The 19929-nt window shown below is 65.3% G+C and carries 18 protein-coding genes; 15 read left to right on the top strand and 3 right to left on the bottom strand.

What is annotated here, in order from left to right; translation table 11 throughout:
• Positions 1-103 precede the first annotated feature (103 nt).
• From CH271_RS01700 to CH271_RS01715, 4 genes are read left to right on the top strand one after another with little or no spacing between them, the layout of a single operon-like run.
• On the top strand, positions 104-1027 hold the full coding sequence (locus tag CH271_RS01700; RefSeq protein WP_037187869.1) for an ABC transporter permease: 924 nt from the start codon (positions 104-106) through the stop codon (positions 1025-1027).
• Positions 1020-1958 (top strand): ABC transporter permease, encoded by a 939-nt coding sequence (locus CH271_RS01705; RefSeq protein WP_094632320.1) that lies wholly within the window; start codon positions 1020-1022, stop codon positions 1956-1958. The genes CH271_RS01700 and CH271_RS01705 overlap by 8 nt, the downstream gene beginning before the upstream one ends.
• Position 1959: 1 nt before the next feature.
• Positions 1960-3633 carry an ABC transporter ATP-binding protein gene (locus CH271_RS01710; RefSeq protein ID WP_094632322.1) on the top strand — a complete coding sequence of 558 codons (1674 nt, stop codon included), beginning with the start codon at positions 1960-1962 and terminating at the stop codon, positions 3631-3633.
• A 31-nt stretch (positions 3634-3664) separates the two neighbouring features.
• The gene (locus CH271_RS01715; RefSeq protein WP_094632324.1) at positions 3665-4411 is read left to right on the top strand and encodes an oxidoreductase; all 747 of its coding nucleotides are present in this window, start codon (positions 3665-3667) and stop codon (positions 4409-4411) included.
• 403 nt (positions 4412-4814) lie between these two features.
• Here CH271_RS01715 and CH271_RS01720 read toward each other — a convergent pair whose 3' ends face one another.
• Positions 4815-5660 carry an HAD-IB family hydrolase gene (locus CH271_RS01720; protein ID WP_252342019.1) on the bottom strand — a complete coding sequence of 282 codons (846 nt, stop codon included), beginning with the start codon at positions 5658-5660 and terminating at the stop codon, positions 4815-4817.
• A gap of 334 nt (positions 5661-5994) precedes the next feature.
• Here CH271_RS01720 and ssd point away from each other — a divergent pair, with 334 nt between their 5' ends.
• The 7 genes from ssd to CH271_RS01755 all read left to right on the top strand — a co-directional run bounded on the left by ssd (position 5995) and on the right by CH271_RS01755 (position 10588).
• Entirely contained in the window at positions 5995-7110 is a 1116-nt protein-coding gene (ssd, locus tag CH271_RS01725; RefSeq protein ID WP_094632326.1) for a septum site-determining protein Ssd, read from the top strand.
• Positions 7107-8291, top strand: a complete 1185-nt coding sequence (locus tag CH271_RS01730; protein WP_094632729.1) for a TadA family conjugal transfer-associated ATPase — start codon at positions 7107-7109, stop codon at positions 8289-8291. The genes ssd and CH271_RS01730 overlap by 4 nt, the downstream gene beginning before the upstream one ends.
• Positions 8288-9067: a type II secretion system F family protein gene (locus tag CH271_RS01735; RefSeq protein ID WP_094632328.1), complete on the top strand. Its 780-nt coding sequence runs from the start codon at positions 8288-8290 to the stop codon at positions 9065-9067. Before CH271_RS01730 ends, CH271_RS01735 begins: the two co-directional genes overlap by 4 nt.
• The gene (locus CH271_RS01740) at positions 9064-9636 is read left to right on the top strand and encodes a type II secretion system F family protein (protein WP_256986134.1); all 573 of its coding nucleotides are present in this window, start codon (positions 9064-9066) and stop codon (positions 9634-9636) included. Before CH271_RS01735 ends, CH271_RS01740 begins: the two co-directional genes overlap by 4 nt.
• 63 nt (positions 9637-9699) lie before the next feature.
• Positions 9700-9903, top strand: a complete 204-nt coding sequence (locus CH271_RS01745; RefSeq protein ID WP_037187877.1) for a DUF4244 domain-containing protein — start codon at positions 9700-9702, stop codon at positions 9901-9903.
• Positions 9904-9926: 23 nt separating this feature from the next.
• Positions 9927-10238 carry a TadE family type IV pilus minor pilin gene (locus CH271_RS01750; protein WP_094632332.1) on the top strand — a complete coding sequence of 104 codons (312 nt, stop codon included), beginning with the start codon at positions 9927-9929 and terminating at the stop codon, positions 10236-10238.
• Entirely contained in the window at positions 10235-10588 is a 354-nt protein-coding gene (locus tag CH271_RS01755) for an Rv3654c family TadE-like protein (protein WP_094632334.1), read from the top strand. The genes CH271_RS01750 and CH271_RS01755 overlap by 4 nt, the downstream gene beginning before the upstream one ends.
• 171 nt (positions 10589-10759) lie before the next feature.
• On the opposite strand, the gene CH271_RS01760 is transcribed toward CH271_RS01755, so the two are convergent.
• The gene (locus tag CH271_RS01760; protein WP_094632336.1) at positions 10760-12022 is read right to left on the bottom strand and encodes an alpha-hydroxy acid oxidase; all 1263 of its coding nucleotides are present in this window, start codon (positions 12020-12022) and stop codon (positions 10760-10762) included.
• 223 nt (positions 12023-12245) lie between these two features.
• Here CH271_RS01760 and CH271_RS01765 point away from each other — a divergent pair, with 223 nt between their 5' ends.
• Complete coding sequence (locus CH271_RS01765) at positions 12246-13040, top strand: CPBP family intramembrane glutamic endopeptidase (protein WP_094632338.1); 795 nt, start codon at positions 12246-12248, stop codon at positions 13038-13040.
• A gap of 8 nt (positions 13041-13048) precedes the next feature.
• Here the strand turns inward: CH271_RS01765 and CH271_RS01770 are convergent, their stop codons facing one another.
• Positions 13049-15418, bottom strand: a complete 2370-nt coding sequence (locus CH271_RS01770; RefSeq protein WP_094632340.1) for a DEAD/DEAH box helicase — start codon at positions 15416-15418, stop codon at positions 13049-13051.
• 399 nt (positions 15419-15817) lie between these two features.
• Between CH271_RS01770 and CH271_RS01775 the strand changes: the two genes are divergently transcribed.
• The 3 genes from CH271_RS01775 to topA all read left to right on the top strand — a co-directional run bounded on the left by CH271_RS01775 (position 15818) and on the right by topA (position 19854).
• Positions 15818-16021 (top strand): cold-shock protein, encoded by a 204-nt coding sequence (locus CH271_RS01775; protein WP_005248460.1) that lies wholly within the window; start codon positions 15818-15820, stop codon positions 16019-16021.
• A 148-nt stretch (positions 16022-16169) separates the two neighbouring features.
• The gene (locus CH271_RS01780) at positions 16170-16757 is read left to right on the top strand and encodes a hypothetical protein (RefSeq protein ID WP_094632342.1); all 588 of its coding nucleotides are present in this window, start codon (positions 16170-16172) and stop codon (positions 16755-16757) included.
• A gap of 109 nt (positions 16758-16866) precedes the next feature.
• Positions 16867-19854: a type I DNA topoisomerase gene (gene topA / locus CH271_RS01785; protein WP_094632344.1), complete on the top strand. Its 2988-nt coding sequence runs from the start codon at positions 16867-16869 to the stop codon at positions 19852-19854.
• Positions 19855-19929 lie beyond the last annotated feature (75 nt).

Genomic DNA, 19929 nt, shown 5'->3' on the forward strand with positions numbered 1-19929 from the left:
TTGCCACCCATCGGTTCGTTTCGGCGGTGGGCTCGACGCCCACCGAAGACCTGCGTCAGCGAGACCCGATTCGCAGGATCGCCGCATCCAAGGAGAAACCACAGTGGGTCGCTACATATCCCGCCGATTACTGCTGACGATTCCCGTCCTGATCGGCTCCTCTTTTCTCATCTTCGCCATGGTCTACGCATTGCCCGGTGATCCCATCCGCGCCCTCGCCGGAGATCGCCCGCTCGCCCCTGCCGTCGTCGCGCAGTTGCGCGACGACTTCAACCTCGACGACAACCTGGTCGTCCAGTACCTCAAGTACATCGGTGGATTCTTCCAGGGCAACTTCGGCACCGACTTCTCCGGCCGCCCCGTGCTCGACACCATCGAGCGGGCCCTGCCCGTCACCATCAAGCTGACGATCGTCGCCGTGGTCTTCGAGACCGTCATGGGTATCGCAGCGGGTGTGCTCTCGGCCCTGAAGAAGGGGTCGTTCTTCGACAACCTCGTGCTCATTTCGACGACGTTGTTGGTGTCGGTTCCGGTCTTCGTCCTCGGTTTCATCGCGCAGTTCACGCTGGGCGTGAAACTGGGTGTCTTCCCGATCTCCGGTATCAACAACGGATGGTCGAGCTACCTGCTCCCGGGCCTGGTGCTCGCGTCGCTGTCGATGGCCTACGTCGCCCGATTGACTCGTACGTCCGTGGCGGAGTCGATGGCAGCGGATTACATCCGCACCGCGAAGTCGAAGGGAATCAGCAACCGGCGCATCATCGTTCGCCATGCTCTGCGAAATTCACTGATTCCCGTCGTCACCTTCATCGGTGCCGACGTCGGCGGTCTGCTGGGCGGTGCGATCGTAACCGAAACGGTGTTCAACCTGCCGGGTCTCGGACGCGCGATCTACGACGCACTGGCGCGTCAGGAAGGTGCCGTCGTCGTCGGCATCGTGACGCTCTTCGTGTTCTTCTACATCTTCTTCAACCTCGTGGTGGATGTTCTCTACGCGGTTCTCGATCCAAGGATTCGCTATGAATAAGGACGACACGAACGCAGCTCAGCATGCGGCGGACGAGGGTCAGCCGGGCAACGTCATCACCGGCGAGGCCGTCGATCTGGTCGGCCAGGCCAGCCTGTGGGGCAACGCGTGGAAGTTCTTGCGCAAGAGCCCCTTCTTCATCATCGGGTCGTTCCTGCTCGCCGTGCTCCTGGTGATGGCGGTGTTCCCGCAACTGTTTGCCCGCGGGATCGATCCCCGGGTGTGCTCGCTGTCGAACTCGCGCCAGACCCCGAGTGCCGAGCACTGGTTCGGCACCGACATCCAGGGGTGCGACTACTACGCCAACGTCATCTACGGTGCGCGGATCTCGCTGTCGATCGGTGTGCTGTCGGTCATCGGTGTGCTCATCATCGGTGTGCTGATCGGTGCTCTCGCAGGCTATTTCGGCGGTTTCATCGACAGCATCCTGGCTCGCTTCACCGATGTGTTCTTCGGAATTCCGTTGCTGCTCGGTGCCCTCATTCTGTTGACGGTGACCGCACAGCGCACGATCTTCACCGTCTCGCTCGCGCTGATCGTGTTCGGCTGGATGACGGCGATGCGACTGGTCCGATCGAGTGTCATCGCGATCAAGAACAGCGAGTACGTCCAGGCCGCTCAGGCGCTGGGTGCGTCCACGTACCGAATTCTGGTGCGGCACATTCTGCCCAATGCCCTTGCGCCGGTGATCATCTACGCCACCATCTCGGTGGGTACGTTCATCGCGGCCGAGGCGACGCTGACGTTCCTCGGAATCGGACTGCAAGCTCCCGAGATCTCGTGGGGCCTGCAGATCAACCTCGGTCAGAACGTGTTCCTGACGGCACCGTATCTGGTGCTGTTCCCGGCCGCGTTCCTCTCCGTCACGGTGCTCGCGTTCATCATGCTCGGCGACGCACTCCGTGACGCACTCGATCCGAAACGGAACTGACATGAGTATTCAGAAGGACACGGTTCTGACCGTCACCGATCTGACGGTCGAATTCGAGGTCGAGAAGGTATGGCGCAAGGCCGCCGATTCCGTCTCGTTCACGGTCGCCGCCGGCGAGGTACTCGCCATCGTCGGTGAGTCCGGATCGGGTAAGTCGACCACCGCCATGGCCATTCCCGGTCTGCTGGCCGACAATTCACGGGTGTCGGGCAGCATCAAGCTGGGCGAGAAGGAACTGGTCGGACTGCCCGAGAAGCAGCTCGCACCCATCCGCGGCAAGAACGTTGCGGTGATCTTCCAGGAGCCCATGACGGCGCTCAATCCGGTGTACTCGATCGGCTGGCAGATCACCGAGGCCATCCGGGCACACACCTCGCTGTCGAAGAAGGAAGCGAAGGCGCGGGCCGTCGAGCTGCTGAAGCTCGTCGAGATGCCGGATCCGGAGACCCGGGTGAACTACTACCCGCATCAGCTCTCCGGTGGTCAGCGTCAGCGCGCCATGATCGCCCAGGCGCTGTCCTCGGATCCGGCGCTGCTGATCGCGGACGAGCCGACCACGGCTCTGGACGTGACGGTGCAGGCCGAGATCCTCGACCTGATGCGCGACCTGCGCAACCGCATCGACGCGTCGATCGTGCTGATCACCCACGACATGGGTGTGGTGGCAGACATGGCCGATCGCATCGCGGTGATGAAGGACGGCGTGATCGTCGAAACTGATGCTGCGCAGAAGATTTTCAAGGATGCGTCGCATCCGTACACGCAGCAGTTGCTCGCCTCGGTTCCGCACCTGGGCAGCAGCATGGAGTCCGTGGCGGCGGGAACCATCGCTCAGCCGAGCGCCGTCGAGGACACCCGGGCACTGAGCATCGTCGACGGCGTCATCGACTACCCGGGCCGCACCGTGTTCCGGGCCGTCGACGGGGTCAGCCTCGACATCGAGATGGGTGAGGTCGTCGGTCTCGTCGGTGAATCCGGCTCGGGCAAGTCCACGATCGGCAAGGCCGTGGTGGGGCTGAACAAGCTCACCGGTGGCACGCTGTCGATCGCGGGTGTCGACATCACCAAGGCGACGAATCGCGATCTGCGGTCGGTGCGAAGCAAGGTCGGCATCGTGTTCCAGGATCCGGGTTCGTCACTGAACCCGCGCTGGCCGATCGGTCAGTCCATCGCCGAGCCGATGCTGCTGCACACCGAACTCGGTGCTTCCGAGCGGAACAAGAAGGTCGAGGAACTACTCGATCAGGTGCACCTGTCGCGGACCATGCGTAACCGTTACCCCCACCAGCTGTCCGGTGGGCAGCGTCAGCGTGTCGGTATCGCTCGGGCTTTGGCCCTGGAGCCGACGTTGCTGGTGGCCGACGAACCGACGTCTGCACTCGACGTGTCGGTGCAGGCCAAGGTGCTCGAGCTGTTCAAGGAATTGCAGCGTGAGTACGGTTTCGCGTGCTTGTTCATCAGTCACGACCTCGCTGTGGTGGAGGTGCTGGCCAAGCGCATCGCGGTGCTGAACAAGGGCAAGTTGGCCGAGTTCGGTACGACGGATCAGATTCTGCGCCGTCCGACCAACGAGTACACCAAGCGGTTGCTCGCAGCCGTCCCGGTGCCCGACCCGGCCGAACAGGCCAAGCGTCGTCAGGCGCGCGCCGAGCTGTTGGCGGCCGGAGCGAAGTAGGCGGTGAGGGGAGGGGGTACCGTCGTCTGTCGTGACGGACCCCCTCGCCCCGCTACTGGAACTGCCCGGAGTTCTCGACTCTGCCGAACGTGCGCGCGACGCTCTGGGCGCGGTGCATCGGCACAAGGCCAACCGTCGTGGCTGGCCGGCCACCGCCGCCGAGGCCGCGGTGCGTGCGGCCCGCTCGTCGTCGACTCTCGAGGGTGGTTCGATGGACTTCCCCCGCGAGGGCGAAGACGGCGACCCCATTCTGGCTGGTGCGCTGCGAGTGGCGGCTGCCCTCGACGGTGATGCACTGCAGAACACGGTCTCGACATGGAAGCGCGCACCGCTGCAGACCCTCGCACGACTGCACCTGTTGGCCGCAGCAGACCTCGTCGACGACGCCTCCGTACTCGGACGTCCCCGCAGCGACGCCGGCGTCGGCGATCGACTCGACCTGCTCGCTCAACTGGTGACAGGTGGAACGTCCGCACCTGCCCCGGTGATCGCGGCGGTGGTACACGGTGAACTGTTGACGCTCAAAGCTTTCGGCTCGGCCGACGGCATCGTTGCGCGGGCTGCATCGAGACTGGTCGCAGCGTCGTCCGGATTCGACCCCCACAACCTCGGAGTGCCGGAAGTGAGCTGGATGCGTCGGGCAAATGCCTACCGAGACGGCGCGACGGGATTCGCCGAGGGCACCGCGACCGGCGTCGGGAGTTGGGTGATCCTGTGCTGCGGAGCATTCGAAGCCGGTGCGGCAGAAGCGACTTCGATTGCCGAAGCTGCGCAGTGAGGCTTGTGCGCACATAAAAGGGCCGCGAGCGGAGCCTGCAGTAGCGAGCACATAAAAGGGCGGCGATGTCGACTTGCGTCGACGTCGCCGCCCGTTAGCACGGAGCGCCTGGTTACCAAGCGTGCTCAGGTGGGCTGTGATGGAAAACCACGTGGCCTCGGCGAGGGTTCGACGGTGATGAGGTCATCCCTGCAACCGGTGCAGGGTTCTTGCTGATCATCGACGAATCTCGCAGGCCCACAGCGCTTCTGCCATTAGGTGGCTGCTCCGCGTGGGTGCCTGGTGTCCGTGCTGGGAATCCCGGTCGGGAGAGCGAATCTTCTCTTCCGATTCGTTCTTGGCCTTCCGTTCTTCCGTACGTCATTTGTACCCCGTGACGCTCCTCACATCAAGGGTTTGGGCGTCATCTTTTTCTTCGGAGCAGTCCGTAGGTGATCGCGCCTGCGGCAAGAGCGCTGAAACCTGCTGCGGCACTTGCTGCTACGGTCTTGCCGGACGGGGTCTGGATCCGTGATCGCAGCGAGACCGGGTTGGAGAAGGTGAGAATCGGCCAGCCGCGGGAGGCGGCTTCCTTGCGCAGTGCGCGATCGGGGTTGACGGCCGTGGGATGCCCGACGGCGCGCAGCATCGGCACGTCGGTGATCGAGTCCGAGTACGCGTAGCTCGACGTCAAGTCGTAATCGTGTTGCGCGGCCAGGGCGTTCATGGCGTCGACCTTGCCCTCTCCGTAGCAGTAGAAGTCGACCTCGCCGATGTACTTGCCCTCCACGGTCACCATCGTGGTGGCCATGCTGTGATCGGCACCCAGTAGTTGTGCGATGGGGTGCACGATCTCGTCGCCGGAGGCCGACACGATCACGACGTCGTGTCCGCGGAGCTTGTGGTCGGCGATGAGATCGGCGGCTTCGGCGAACACGAGGGGGTCGACGATGTCGTGCAGAGTCTCGGCGACGACCGCTCGCACCTGTTCGACGTCCCAGCCTGCGGTCATGCTCGCGATATGGGCGCGCATGCGCTCCATCTGGTCGTGATCGGCTCCGGAGAGCAGGAACAAGAACTGCGCGTAGCTGCTCTTGAGAACGGCGCGCCGGTTGATGAGTCCTTGGTCGAAGAACGGCTTGCTGAATGCCAACGTGCTGGACTTGGCAATGATCGTCTTGTCGAGGTCGAAGAATGCCGCGACGCGCGCTGCGCGTCGGCCGGCCGGGACGTCGTCGTTGCTCGCGCTCTGGGTCACGTTTGTCACCATAGTGGCCGGTGGTGACCGGTGGATGTTGCGCGGTGCCACTGGTGGACTCGGTCCGATGCGGTCGAGAAAAACGGACTGTTGAACTTGCAAACAAGGACGTCCACGGGTGTAGTATTTTCTACGAGCCCGGTTCATCCCGGGCGGTGTTCAGCCCGACCCCCCGGGGCTGAACCAGACGACCCTCGCCTCCTCCCCCCCTGGCGAGGGTCGTCCTCTTTTCTGGGGTAGGTCGAAAACTGGTACAGAAGTACCGGTATTCATCCACAGGCCCGGATCTATCCACATTTCCCCAAGTCGCGCGCATCTCGAGCAGATTCTCACGCAGGCTTGCCGCATGGAAACGGACGTGCGACGGCGAATCACGCACCCGGTAGTGACGATGTCGATCGAACTTCGCGGTCTCCGCGAGGACGTCTATCGAATCGCCGCAGCCGCGGATTGTGTTGTGGAAGAGCAGAACTTACTGGTCGGTATCGGTTCCACACGTTCGATGTGGGACCGCGCCGGAATTCTTTTGGTCGATTTCGTGTCCGCCGAGGCGGCACTGGCGACCGGATTTCCGCGCCGCTCGGGCGTCATTCTGGTCACGGACGCGCCGCCGACACTCGACGATTGGCGAATCGCCACATCGCTCGGTGCCGAGCACGTGGTCTCGCTGCCGTGGGACGAGGACGCACTCGTGCGCATACTCGGCGAACCCGCGTCGGTAGCGTCTGGAGACGGTGGAGTGATCGCGGTGGTCGGCGCCCGCGGTGGCGCGGGTGCATCCACGTTCGCCGCCGCACTCGGACTCTGCAGCGGCCGCTCGGGCCGACGTGCACTCCTCGTCGAGGGTGACCGCTACGGCAGCGGCCTCGACCTGCTACTCGGCTGGGAGAATGCTCCGGGTCTGCGGTGGTCCGGTTTGGTCGTCGAAGGTGGCCGAGTCTCCGGCGACGCGCTGCACGGCGCGCTGCCGTCGCGGGACGGGTTGTCGGTGTTGGCACTGGGCAGATCCGACGAGCGGAGTGTCGGACTCTCCGCCGTCGCAGTGGCGGCTGTACTCGACGCAGGACGCGCAGCGGGAGATCTGGTGGTGTGCGACGCTCCGCGTCATCCCAGCGACGTCTCCGACGCTCTGTACGCCGCGGCGGACCTCGTCGCGCTGGTACTTCCGGCCGAACTGCGAGCCGTGACGTCGGCCGAGGTGGTGGCAGCGCATGTGGTGGATCGAAATGCCAATGTCGGCCTGGTCGTTCGTGGGCCTGCGCCGGGTGGGCTGAGGGCCGACGATATCGCCGCCGCCCTCGAACTTCCGCTGTTGACGTCGATGCGCGCCGAGCCCGCGTTGGCCGAGCGCCTCGAACGAGGAGGTCTGGTGCTGGGCCGACGTTCGCCGCTGGCCGCAGCAGCCAACGCAGTGCTCGATACGTTCGCGCACAAGCCCGGTGGTCAGCGGTGGGCGGCGTGAGCGCAGTCGTCACCGTGGATCTGCTCGACCGCGTCCGCGATCGCCTGGCGGCATCGGCCGACGCTCCTGTTCCCGCCACCGTCGCCGCGGCCATTCGAGCGGAAGCCGGGGGAGTGATCGGCGACACCGATATGCTTGCGGCCCTTCGTGTTCTGCAGACCGAACTGACCGGCGCGGGTCCGTTGGAGCCGCTGCTGTCCGAGCCCGGAGTGACCGATGTACTGGTCACCGCACCGGATCAGGTATGGATCGATCGTGGTCGCGGACTCGAGCGCACCGGAGTTCGCTTCGTCGACGAGGCTGCCGTTCGGCGGCTGGCGCAACGGCTCGCCCTCTCTGCCGGCCGTCGACTCGACGACGCGCAGCCCTGGGTCGACGGGCGACTGCCGGGCGTCGGGCAAGGGGCGTTCGGCGTCCGCCTGCACGCTGTGCTGGCGCCGGTGGCGAGTGGGGGAACGTGTGTCTCGCTTCGAGTTCTGCGACCCGCGACGCAGGGACTCGCCGCGCTCCGTGCATCGGGAGCCGTGACCGAAGACGGGTACGAGCTGCTGCGTCGAATCGTGTTCGGCCGCTTGGCGTTCTTGGTCGTCGGAGGTACCGGCGCCGGAAAAACTACACTCTTGGCCGCACTGCTGGGTGAGGTGGATCCGGCCGAACGCATCGTGTGCGTCGAGGACGCGGCAGAGTTGGCACCGGCCCATCCACACGTGGTCCGTCTGGTGGCTCGCGCGCCCAATGTCGAAGGGGTGGGGGAAGTATCGGTGCGCCAACTGGTGCGTCAAGCCCTGCGAATGCGACCCGACCGACTCGTCGTCGGTGAGGTGCGCGGGGCCGAGGTCATCGACCTGATGACGGCTCTCAATACCGGTCACGACGGTGGAGCCGGAACCATCCACGCGAACTCCCCGGCCGAGGTACCCGCCCGACTCGAAGCCCTTGCGGCACTGGGCGGAATGGGGCGAGACGCGCTGCACAGCCAACTCGCCGCTGCGGTCCAAGTGGTCTTGCACGTCCATCGCAGCGCCGACGGTACTCGGCGTCTCCGTGAGATCGGAGTGGTCGACGTCGATCCCACCGGGCGAGTGCACATCGCCGCGGCCTGGTCGGTGGATGGCGAACCGACGCCGGGCGAAGGTCGGCTCGTCGAACTGCTCGACCGCCGCTGCGGTGACGCCGGATGACGGCCGCCCTCATGGCCCTCGCTGTGGCAGTCGCTCTGTGGCCGAGCAGTTTCCGTCGGTTGCCTCGTGAAGGACGGACGGCGTCGTCCGCGCCCCGATGGATGGTGCCGGCGTGCTGCGCTCTGCTTGCGGCAGGGGCGGTGTGGTGGTTCGGCGGAATCTGGGCAGTGAGCGCAGCGGCGGTGGCGGGCAGTACCGGATGGCGGCGCTACCGTCGGCGACTCGAACGCGACCGGCGCGCCGAGGAATTGAACTGGCTCGCAACCGGAGTCGAGGTGGTGATCGGAGAGCTCCGCGTCGGATCCCATCCGGCCACGGCCAGCGCGGTTGCGGCGGACGAGTGCGGCGGCATCGCGTCGACGGCACTGCGGGGTGCGGCATCGCGCTCCCGATTGGGCGGCAGGGCTGCCGACGGCATCGCTGCGTCCGATTCGGTGTTGGACGCCGAGCTCGGCCGACTGGCCGCCGCGTGGCGGGTGGCCGACGAGCACGGGCTCGCACTTGCCGAGCTGCTGGATGCTGTTCGCGAGGACATGCTGGGGCGCAGACGGTTTCGCGAACGAACCGACGCATCCCTCGCCGGTGCCCGTGCCACCGCGCTGGTGCTGGCCGGTCTGCCGATTCTCGGAGTCGCGCTCGGCCAGCTGATGGGAGCCGATCCGCTGCACATTCTGCTCGGCGGTGGGCTCGGCGGAATGCTGCTGCTCATCGGCACGGCGCTGGGCTGCGCGGGACTGCTGTGGACCGATGCGATCACCGGCAAGGTGACGACGTGATGTGGGTGGCGGTGCTCTGTGTCGCAACGGCGTTGATCACGCTGCCCTCGGTCGCGGGCGGGTTGCACAGGCTCGCACCCGAGGGCCGGGCGGTCGCCGACGCCGTCGATGCGCCGCCACCCGACTCGCTCGCGGTGGCCACGACCTTCGATCTGCTCGCCGCATGTCTGCGGTCGGGTTTGCCGATATCGACTGCCGCTGCGGCGGCGGCACAGTCCGCTCCGACCTCGTTCGGTGTTGCGCTCCGCAAGGCGGCCGATCTGCTGGAACTCGGTGCCGACGCCGCGACCGCGTGGGACGCCGTCGCGCAGGATCCGGAGACCGAGGCTCTGGCCAGGATGGCCCGCCGATCAGCCCGGGCCGGGTCGTCCATGGCGTCGGCGATGACGGAACTTGCTGCGACACAACGAACGCGGGCCGAGGATGCGTCGGCTGCCGCGGCCGAGCGTGCGGGTGTGCTGATCAGCGGGCCGTTGGGGCTGTGCTTTCTGCCCGCCTTCATCTGTCTCGGCATCATCCCCGTGGTGATCGGACTGGCGGGCAATGTAATGGGCGGTGGTCTGCTGTGACCGCCGCGCACTCGAGTGTCCGGTGCGGAGATGCCGCATCGGAGAACAGGGAGGGGAATCGAGATGATCGAGAACGCACTGCAGGAGTTGAAGACCCGAATCGTTCTGTTCGGCGTGGAGGACGAGGGCATGTCGACCGCGGAGTACGCGATCGGCACCATCGCGGCCGCGGCGTTCGGGGCGGTGCTGTACACGGTGGTGACCGGCGACAGCATTGTGTCGGCCTTGACGGGGATCATCGATCGAGCGTTGAACACTGCCGTCTGAGCCTGGGCGGTGACGACGGGGCTGTGACGGTGGAGGCGGCGTTCGCCATCGCGTCCATCGTTGCGGTGATCGTGGTGTGTATCGGGGCGATCGTGTCGGTGACGATGCACATCGGCTGCGTCGATGCGGCCAGGGAGGCAGCTCGGTTGGCGGCCAGAGGGGATGCGGACCGGGCTGTGTCTGTGGGGGAGAGGGTTGCGCCGGAGGGGGCTCTGGTCACGGTGACCGAGGATGGGGAGTTCTTCGTCGCGCGGGTGGAGGTGGCGAGCCCGCTGCCGGGATTGACGTTGTCTGCGGAGGCGGTTGCTGCTGCGGAACCGGTTGCAGCGGAATGAGAACGGGCCTGCGCGACGACGAGGGTGGCGCCACGGTGTTGGCGGCGCTGGCGATGTCGGCATTGATCGCGGTCGTCGTGCTGGTGATTCATGTCGGCTCGGCGGTGAGTGCTCGTCATCAGGCGCAGTCGGCGGCCGATCTCGCTGCGTTGGCCGGTGCCGGGGCCCTCGATCGTGGGGTGGCCGATGCGTGCGAGACGGCGCGATCAGTAGCGAGCAGGATGTCGACCGATTTGCGGGAGTGCACGATCGAGGAGTGGGACGTGATCGTGACGGTGGGGCAGCCGGTGTTCCTGGGTCGCTTCGGAATGTCCGACGCCATCGCCTCGGCGCGGGCGGGGCCGGGGTGAGGGTCGCCCCGCTTGCCCACCCCGGCCCGCCCGTCCGCCCCAATCCGCAAACGCGCGCGCGTTTGCCAGGTGCGAGCGGAATCGCCTCGTCTGGCCAGCGATTTCGCGAGCGTTCAGCGAATGCGCGCGCGTTTGTGTCGAAACCCGGCGTCGACAGTCCGGCTGCAGCGGTCAGTGTGGCGTGACTGTGCGGGCGCCGGACTGCAGCGGGGCGAACCGAGTGAGTTGAGTGACGTGCTCCGGGGTCAGTTCCGCAATCGAATTGACCTGCAGCAGTTGCATGGTGCGCACGATTTCCTCACGCAGGATCTCGATCATGCGATCGACGCCCTGGCGCCCTCCTGCCATCAGGCCGTACAGGTACGCCCGGCCGACGAGGGTGAACGATGCTCCCATCGCGATGGAGGCGACGATATCGGCACCGTGCATGATGCCGGTGTCGACGGCTACTTCGAAGTCGGAGCCGACTTCGCGGACGACCTGAGGCAGCAGATGGAAGGGGACGGGAGCGCGATCGAGTTGTCGGCCTCCGTGGTTCGACAGGATGATCCCGTCGACTCCCAGTTCGGCGAGACGGACCGAATCGGCTACCGATTGAACACCTTTGACAACCAGCTTGCCGGGCCAGATTTCCCGGATGACGTCGAGATCCTCGAATGAGATCGACGGATCCATCGCCGAGTTGAGCAGTTCTCCGACCGTGCCGCCGGTCGAAGACAGCGATGCGAACTCGAGCTTGGCCGTGGTGAGGAAGTCCCACCACCACCACGGCCGCGGAATGGCGTTGGCGATCGTCGACGCGGTCAACTGCGGCGGGATGGAGAACCCGTTGCGCTTGTCGCGCAGGCGAGCTCCGGCGACCGGTGTGTCGACCGTGAACAGGAGGGTGTCGAAGCCTGCCTTCGCGGCGCGTTCGACCAGCCCGAACGAGATGTCGCGGTTGCGCATGACATAGAGCTGGAACCAGTTTCGCCCATTCGGGTTGGTGGCCTTGACGTCCTCGATCGACGTGGTGCCCAGGGTCGAGAGGCAGAACGGGATTCCGGCAGCTCCGGCTGCGGCAGAACCGGCGTATTCGCCCTCGGTCTGCATCAGTCGAGTGAATCCCGTCGGGGCGATGCCGAACGGGAGCGCGGACGGCCCGCCGAAGACCGAAGTCGAGGTGTCGACGTGGGAGACGTCCCGCAGGATCGAAGGGTGGAATTCGACGTCACGGAAGGCCTGACGAGCCTGCGAGAGCGAGATCTCGGCGTCGGCGGCACCGTCGGTGTAGTCGAATGCCGCGCGCGGGGTGCGTCGACGGGCGATGGTGCGGAGATCGTCGATGGTGAGTGCAGCGTTCAGGCGTCGTCGACGCAGATTCAGATCCGGTTTCTTGAACGAGAGGACCTCGCGCAGGTCGGTAGCTTTGGGCATCTGCCGGGTGATGGGCATGTCACGTTCTCGATTCTGTGGGCTGATCCTCTTCCCACCACACCACCCGAGGTGTCGGCAGCGACGAGCAGGGTCCACCGACGACACCCGAAAACACGAAACCCGAAATGAGGACCAAAGTAACTAGTGGCAGCGGCCAGGCCGGCGTCATCGTGGACAGAAGAGACGTCCGCGTCTTCGTGGCCGCCTGACCCGACACTTTCTCGAAAGGTGTGAGAGCGCCATGAACGCTGTGCATGCGAAGTCGACGCAGGGGGCCCGTGGTCACCGCATCGCGCCGACTCCACTCGTCGGAATCGCCGTCGTGATCGCCTACATCGTCGTTGTTGCGGGCATGCAGTTCGCTTCGGGGATCGATTACGGCGATTGGTTCGCCACTACCGACAATGTGTACCGAACCGCGGTCATTCCACTGTTGGTGGGATCCATTCTTCTCGTGGCGTTTCTCTACTGGGCGCGATGGGACTCGATATGGCGGGACTCGGTGCGGCTACCCATGTCGATCGTTCTCTGGGTGCCGCCGATTCTGTTCGGTCTTGCCATCGTCCCGCGGCTGATCGCTGTCGACTGGGCGGTGATCGGCGCAGACCTGATCGTGGCCGTGGCTCTGACGGCGGTGCTCGTCGGATTCGCCGAGGAGGTGCTGTTTCGGGGAATCTTCCTGCGCAGCATGCGAAGCGGCGACCGGCCGGAGGCCTGGTGTGCGGTGTGGACAGCGGTCGCGTTCGGTCTGTTCCACATTCCGAACATCTTCATGGGACAGGGACCGTCCGGCATCTTCCAGGTTGTGCTGGCGACGTTCAGTGGCTTCGTTCTCTACCTGTTCCGGCGTGGGTTCGGGCTGATCGTCGTCGCGATGTTCTTCCACGGACTGTGGGACTTCTCGGTGTTCCTCGACGGAGACTTCGGCGAGGGCGTACTACACGATCTGAGCCTGCCTGCGCTTCTGCTCGTCGTCATCGCGACAGCTGTCGCTGCTGTGGTCATCGTCAAACGTGAACGCGCGGTTGTGCGGTGAACCCTGGCTCATGGTTCGCGAGTGATGGCCGCCAAGACAGCGGTCAACACTCGAACAGCACCGTCCTTGTCCAAGGGATCGTTGCCGTTTCCGCATTTGGGTGATTGCACGCAGGACGGGCAACCTGTTTGGCATTCGCAGGAGACGATGGCGTCTTTCGTAGCCGCGAGCCAATCGGCGATGGCCACGTGACCGCGGTCTGCGAAGCCTGCTCCGCCGTCGTATCCGTCGTAGACGAAGACGGTGGGTAGGCCCGTATCGGGGTGCAGTGCCGTCGACACTCCGCCGACGTCCCAGCGATCGCACGTCGCCACCAGGGGCAGCAGTCCGATGGCGGCGTGTTCTGCGGCGTGCAGCGATCCGGGGAATCGTTCGTACGGAACTCCGCTGTGCTCGAGCAACTCCGGGGTGATTGTGTACATGACGGCTCGGGTGTCGAGAGTCTGTGCGGGCATGTCGAGTTCGATGGAATCGAGAACCTCGCCCGAGAGGAGGCGTCGGAGATATCCGACAACCTGATGAGTGACGTTCACCTGCACCAGCGCTACGCGTACCTCGCCGTAGTCGACGGATTCGTGTACCGCGGTGATCGAGATGTCGGTGATCTCGCGCGCGGAGGTGCTCCACTCGGGCTGCTCCGCGTGGACCAGTGCGAGACCGGCATCGAGATCGAGTTCGTCGACCACGAACGACTCACCCTGGTGGATGTGGACGGCCCCCGGGTGGGCGGTGGCGGGAGCGCGGCCGCCGTCGACGGTGCCCAGCATGCGGCCGGACTCGCCGTCGACGATGGCCACCTGCACCCCGGTGCCGCCGCGAATGTTCACCGCACCGTGCGGCGAGAGCTGCTGGCCCTCGGGCGTGATGAACCACCCGTGCGGACGCTTGCGCACGTATCCTTTCAGCTCGAGCTCCTCCAGCACCGATTCCGCGTTCAGTTCCTCGGCCTCGACGAGGGTGATCGGCAGTTCGACTGCCGCGCACAGTAACTGCGGAGCCAGGATGTACGGGTTCGTGGGGTCGGTGACGGTGGCCTCGACGGGCTTGTCCAACAGTGCCGCCGGGTGATGCACCAGATAGGTGTCGAGCGGGTCGTCGCGCGCCACGAGCACCAGCAGGGAGCCCTCCCCGCGTCGTCCGGCCCGGCCGCCCTGCTGCCAGAACGATGCGACGGTACCGGGGAAGCCGGCGACGATCACCGCGTCCAAACCGGCGATGTCGACGCCCAATTCGAGCGCATTGGTCGTGGCGACGCCCAACAGGGTGCCGTCGGACAGATCGGATTCGAGTTTGCGCCGATCCTCGGCCAAATACCCTGCGCGATAGGCGGCGACGCGTCGTACCAATTGCGGATCGACGTCGGCGAGAATTCTCTGGGTACCCAGCGCGGTCACCTCGGCTCCGCGTCTGGACCGCACGAATGCCAGAGTGCGCGCGCCCTCCACCAGTAGGTCGGCCATGATGCGCGACGCTTCTGCGCCGGCGGATTTCCTTACCGGAGCTCCGTTTTCGCCGGTGATCTCTTTGAGCAGCGGCGGTTCCCACAGGGCGACGGTGCGGGCTCCGTGTGGGGATCCGTCTTCGGTGACTTCCGCGCACGGCGCTCCGATGAGGCGACTTGCGGCCCGCCCCGGTTCGGAGGTCGTCGCACTGGCGAGAACGAATACCGGCGATGCTCCGTACCGTGCGCACAGGCGTCGCAACCGGCGTAGTACCAACGCGACATTGGATCCGAAAACGCCACGGTAGTAGTGGCATTCGTCGACCACCACGTAGCGGAGGTTGCGGAGGAAGCGCGACCACCGCTCGTGCGAGCCGAGGATGCCGAGATGCAGCATGTCGGGATTGGTGAAGATCCATCGCGCGTTGGCACGGGCCCACTGGCGAATCTCGATCGGCGTATCGCCGTCGTACGCGCTGGGGAACACCTCGGCGAGTTCGTCTGATGCCGAACGCAACTCGTCGGTGATCGAGATCGTGGTGCGCAGCTGATCGGCACCGAGGGCCTTGGTGGGAGCCAGGTACAGCGCGGTTGCCCGGGCATCGGCGGACAGTGTCGTGAGAATGGGGAGTTGATACGCCAGCGATTTGCCCGACGCGGTGCTGGTCGAAAGCACAACATGATTGCCCCCGGCGGCGAGTGTTGCCGCACGTGCCTGATGCGTCCACGGTTGTGCGATCCCACGAGAGGTGATCACCTGCACCACTTCCGGGCCCACCCACGACGGCCAGGAGGCGAACTGCGAGGCCCGTGCCGGCAGTTCGGCGACGTGGGTCAACGGGCTCTCGCTCGCGGGCGATCCCGCCAACACTCGATCCAGCAACCGCTGCCCGTAGCTCCCGACATCCGCACCGCCGTGCGGATGGTTCTCGCTCACTGCCGGTCTCCATGCATTCGTTCGATCTACAAGTGCCGTCGGGCTCTTCGCGACCTGGGATCCTCATGCTAGCGCGGACCCTGCTGGGCTCCTTCGTGCCCTGGTGGAAGCGGCTATTCACCTGTCGGAGGTTGTCCGTTTCGACAACACGGACAAAATGTTCGAAAACGGTCGACTTTCGACTGTTGCGAACGCGGATCTCATGGTTCACTTGACCCGGTCGCAGCTTCTGTGTTCGTTCTACGCTCGCAGGATCTATCGTTGCGGGCGCGGTACTGGAAGAGCTCGTCCGTCAGGGGGAATCCTGAGGGGGATTCAGGAAAGTGCAGCGGTCGGAACCGGCCCGATGGACCGAAAGTGCGCTCCATCGAATCCGGTGTTAGAAAGAGAAGGAAAAGCATGGCTCAGGGAACTGTGAAGTGGTTCAACGCCGAAAAGGGCTTTGGATTCATCGCACCAGAAGACGGCTCGGCTGACGTCTTCGTCCATTACTCCGAGATTCAGGGCAGCGGCTTCCGCACCCTCGAGGAGAACCAGCGCGTCGAGTTCGAGGTCGGCCAGGGCACCAAGGGTCCTCAGGCAACGGGCGTTCGCGCAGTCTGATTCTCTTCTTTTCGGAGTCGAGAACCGTCATCCCCCTTTTCCAACGGTCGTACAAGGCCGATGGAAAAGGGGGATGTTTCGTTTCCGCGAACCACCGGGGAGCGCCGAAAGCCGTGAGCGCGGGCGTCGATGTCCTAATGTCCATGCTGTGAACCAGCTGTCCTTCTTCTCCGCCGAGTCGTTGCCGCCCGCGGTGACCGATCTCAGTGGGCTGCTGGCTGCCACCGGCCATGTCGTCACCTCCGCGGGCGCGGCCCGAATTTCCGTCGTCGTCGACGATCGATGGCGCGCGGATGCCATCGCCGAACTCATCGAGCAATGCGGTCTGACGCCGGAGCTCGGTCGATCGGAAGAGGACAGGCCACTGGTGCGTACTGCGTCGGTGCCCGAACTGTCCGCGTTGGCGTCTCTGTGGACCAAGGGCGCTGTCAAGGCCGTCCCGCCCGGTTGGGTGCCCGGTTCCCGCGAACTGCGCGCCTGGGTGCTCGCGTCGGGTCGGCCCGAGGCGGAGGGGGAGCGGTACGTGCTGGGTCTCGATCCGCATGCGCCGGAGACTCACGCAGTCCTCGCTCAGTCGCTGATGCGCGCGGGCATCGCGCCGACGCTCATCGGCACTCGTGGGTCCAATCCGGGCCTCCGAATCACCGGTCGACGCCGGCTGCTGCGGCTCACCGAGAACGTCGGCGAGGCTCCACAGAACGTGGACGCACGTACCAATTGGCCCCACGCCGAGTAGGCCGATCTGTGATTGATCTGCGAGTATTTGGCCGACGTATGTCAGTCTGTTAGTAGTGGGACAGGCAAATCTGCCTGTGAAAACGCACTAGGGAAGGTTCGGCAGCAAGGTGGCAGCACGTAACAACGGCACGGGGGACAGCTCCGCCGAGCCACGTCGTCTGGTCATCGTCGAGTCTCCGACCAAGGCAAAGAAGATCGCCCCGTACCTCGGGAGCAACTACGTCGTCGAGGCCTCCGTCGGCCACATTCGCGACCTTCCCCGCGGTGCCGCGGACGTTCCCGCCAAGTACAAGGGCGAGCCCTGGGCGCGTCTCGGCGTGGACGTCGACCACGACTTCGAGGCCCTGTACGTCGTCTCGCCCGAGAAGAAGGGCAAGGTCGCAGAGCTGAAAAGCCTGCTCAAGGACGCCGACGAGCTCTATCTCGCCACTGACCCCGACCGCGAGGGTGAGGCCATCGCCTGGCATCTCCTCGAGACCCTGAACCCCAAGATCCCTGTTCGACGCATGGTCTTCCACGAGATCACCAAGCCGGCCATCCTCGCCGCTGCGGCCGATACCCGCGACCTGGACCAAGACCTCGTCGATGCCCAGGAGACCCGTCGTATCCTCGACCGTCTCTACGGCTACGAGGTCAGCCCGGTGCTGTGGAAGAAGGTCATGCCGAAGCTCTCGGCAGGCCGAGTGCAGTCCGTCGCCACCCGCATCGTCGTCCAGCGCGAGCGCGAGCGGATGGCCTTCCGCAGTGCCGAGTACTGGGACATCTCCGCCACGCTCGACGCCGGAGCCGACGCCACGCCACGCAGTTTCGGTGCCCGTCTGGTCAATGTCGACGGCAATCGCGTCGCCGCCGGTCGCGACTTCGGGGCCGACGGCAAGCTCAAGTCCGATGCGGTGACCGTCCTCGACGAACCGCGTGCCCGACGCCTCGCCGAGGCTCTCGAAGGCGTAGACCTGACGGTCGCGTCCGCCGAGGACAAGCCCTACACCCGCAAGCCGTACCCACCGTTCATGACGTCGACGCTGCAGCAGGAAGCCGCCCGCAAGTTGCGCTTCAGCTCCGAGCGCACCATGCGTGTTGCGCAGCGACTGTACGAGAACGGCTACATCACCTACATGCGTACCGACTCGACGACGCTGTCCGCGTCGGCGATCTCGGCGGCGCGCACCCAGGCGACCGAGCTCTACGGACCGGAGTACGTCCACCCGACGCCGCGTCAGTACACCCGCAAGGTCAAGAACGCGCAGGAGGCCCACGAGGCCATCCGCCCGTCCGGTGACGTCTTCCAGACGCCCGGTCAGTTGCACTCGGCCCTGCAGACCGACGAGTTCCGCCTCTACGAGCTGATCTGGCAGCGCACGGTCGCGTCGCAGATGGCCGACGTTCGCGGAACCACGCTGACACTGCGCATCACCGGAACCGCCGGAACCGGCGAGGAGTGCACGTTCTCCGCCTCGGGTCGCACCATCACGTTCGCCGGCTTCCTCAAGGCCTACGTGGAGAGCGTCGACGATCAGGCCGGCGGACAGTCCGACGACGCCGAATCCCGTTTGCCCGCACTGGTTCAGGGCCAGGCCGTCACTGCAACCCAGCTCGATCCCGACGGTCACACCACCAACCCGCCCGCACGATTCACCGAGGCATCGCTCATCAAGACGCTCGAGGAATTGGGCATCGGTCGACCGTCGACGTACTCGTCGATCATCAAGACCATTCTCGACCGCGGTTACGTCTACAAGCGCGGCAGTGCGCTGGTGCCGTCGTGGGTGGCGTTCTCGGTGGTTGCGTTGCTGGAGGCGCACTTCGGGCGTTTGGTGGACTTCGACTTCACCGCAGGCATGGAAGACGACCTCGACGCCATCGCGGGAGGCCGTGAGCGACGCGGCAATTGGCTGCAGAGCTTCTACTTCGGCGGCGAGACCGGTGCCGAGGGTTCGGTGGCTCGCTCGGGTGGCCTGAAGAAGATGGTCGGCCAGAATCTCGAAGAGATCGATGCCCGCACCATCAACTCCATTCGGCTGTTCGACGACTCCGAGGGTCGCGAAATCCATGTGCGCGTAGGCCGTTACGGTCCGTATCTCGAGCGCATGGTGAAGAACGACGACGATCCCGACGGCGATCCGATCAGCCAGCGCGCCAACCTGCCCGACGATCTTCCGCCGGACGAGTTGACGATCGACTTCGCCGAAAAGCTGTTCGCCACACCGCAAGAGGGGCGCAAGCTCGGTGTGGATCCGCTGACCGGTCACGACATCGTCGCCAAGGAAGGCCGTTTCGGGCCCTACGTGACCGAGATCCTGCCCGAGCCGGAACCCGAGCCGACGCCGCCTCAGCCCGACATCGTGCCGATCCCGTCCGGCAACGACGGTGACGGTGGCGGAGGCGTCAAGACCGCGGTGAAGAAGGCGGCGGCCAAGAAAGCTCCGGCCAAGAAGGCGGCTGCCAAGAAGGCGACCGGCCCCAAGCCGCGTACCGGTTCTCTGCTCAAGTCCATGGATCTGGCGACCATCACGCTCGAGGATGCGCTCAAGCTGCTCTCGCTGCCCCGCGTCGTCGGAGTCGATCCGGAGTCCAAGGAAGAGATCCTCGCGCAGAACGGTCGCTACGGCCCGTACCTGAAGAAGGGCACCGACTCTCGCTCGCTCGCCGACGAGGATCAGATGTTCACCGTCACGCTGGAAGAGGCGCTGAAGATCTACGCCGAGCCCAAGCGTCGGGGTCGTCAGGGTGAAGCCAAGCCGCCGTTGCGTGAGATGGGCGTCGACCCGATCAGTGAGAAGCCGATGGTGATCAAGGACGGTCGCTTCGGGCCGTACGTCACCGACGGCGAGACCAACGCCAGCCTGCGCAAGGACGACGATGTCGAGTCCATCACCGACGATCGTGCGTCGGAGTTGTTGGCGGACAGGCGTGCTCGCGGACCGGTGAAGAAGAAGGCACCGGCCAAGAAGGCGGCTGCCAAGAAGGCTCCGGCCAAGAAGGCCGCAGCGAAGAAGGCTCCGGCGAAGAAGGCCGCCGCCAAGAAGACGGCCACCAAGACGACGACGAAGGCTGCTGCGAAGAAGGCACCGGCGAAGAAGACCGAGAGCGAATAGCCCCGCGAGCTCGAAGTTATGGACGGGATTTCGGCCGAATGCGTCCATAACTTCGAGTTCGGCGATTCTCGGACG

Source organism: Rhodococcus sp. 05-340-2, from assembly GCF_002258915.1.
GTDB lineage: Bacteria > Actinomycetota > Actinomycetes > Mycobacteriales > Mycobacteriaceae > Rhodococcoides.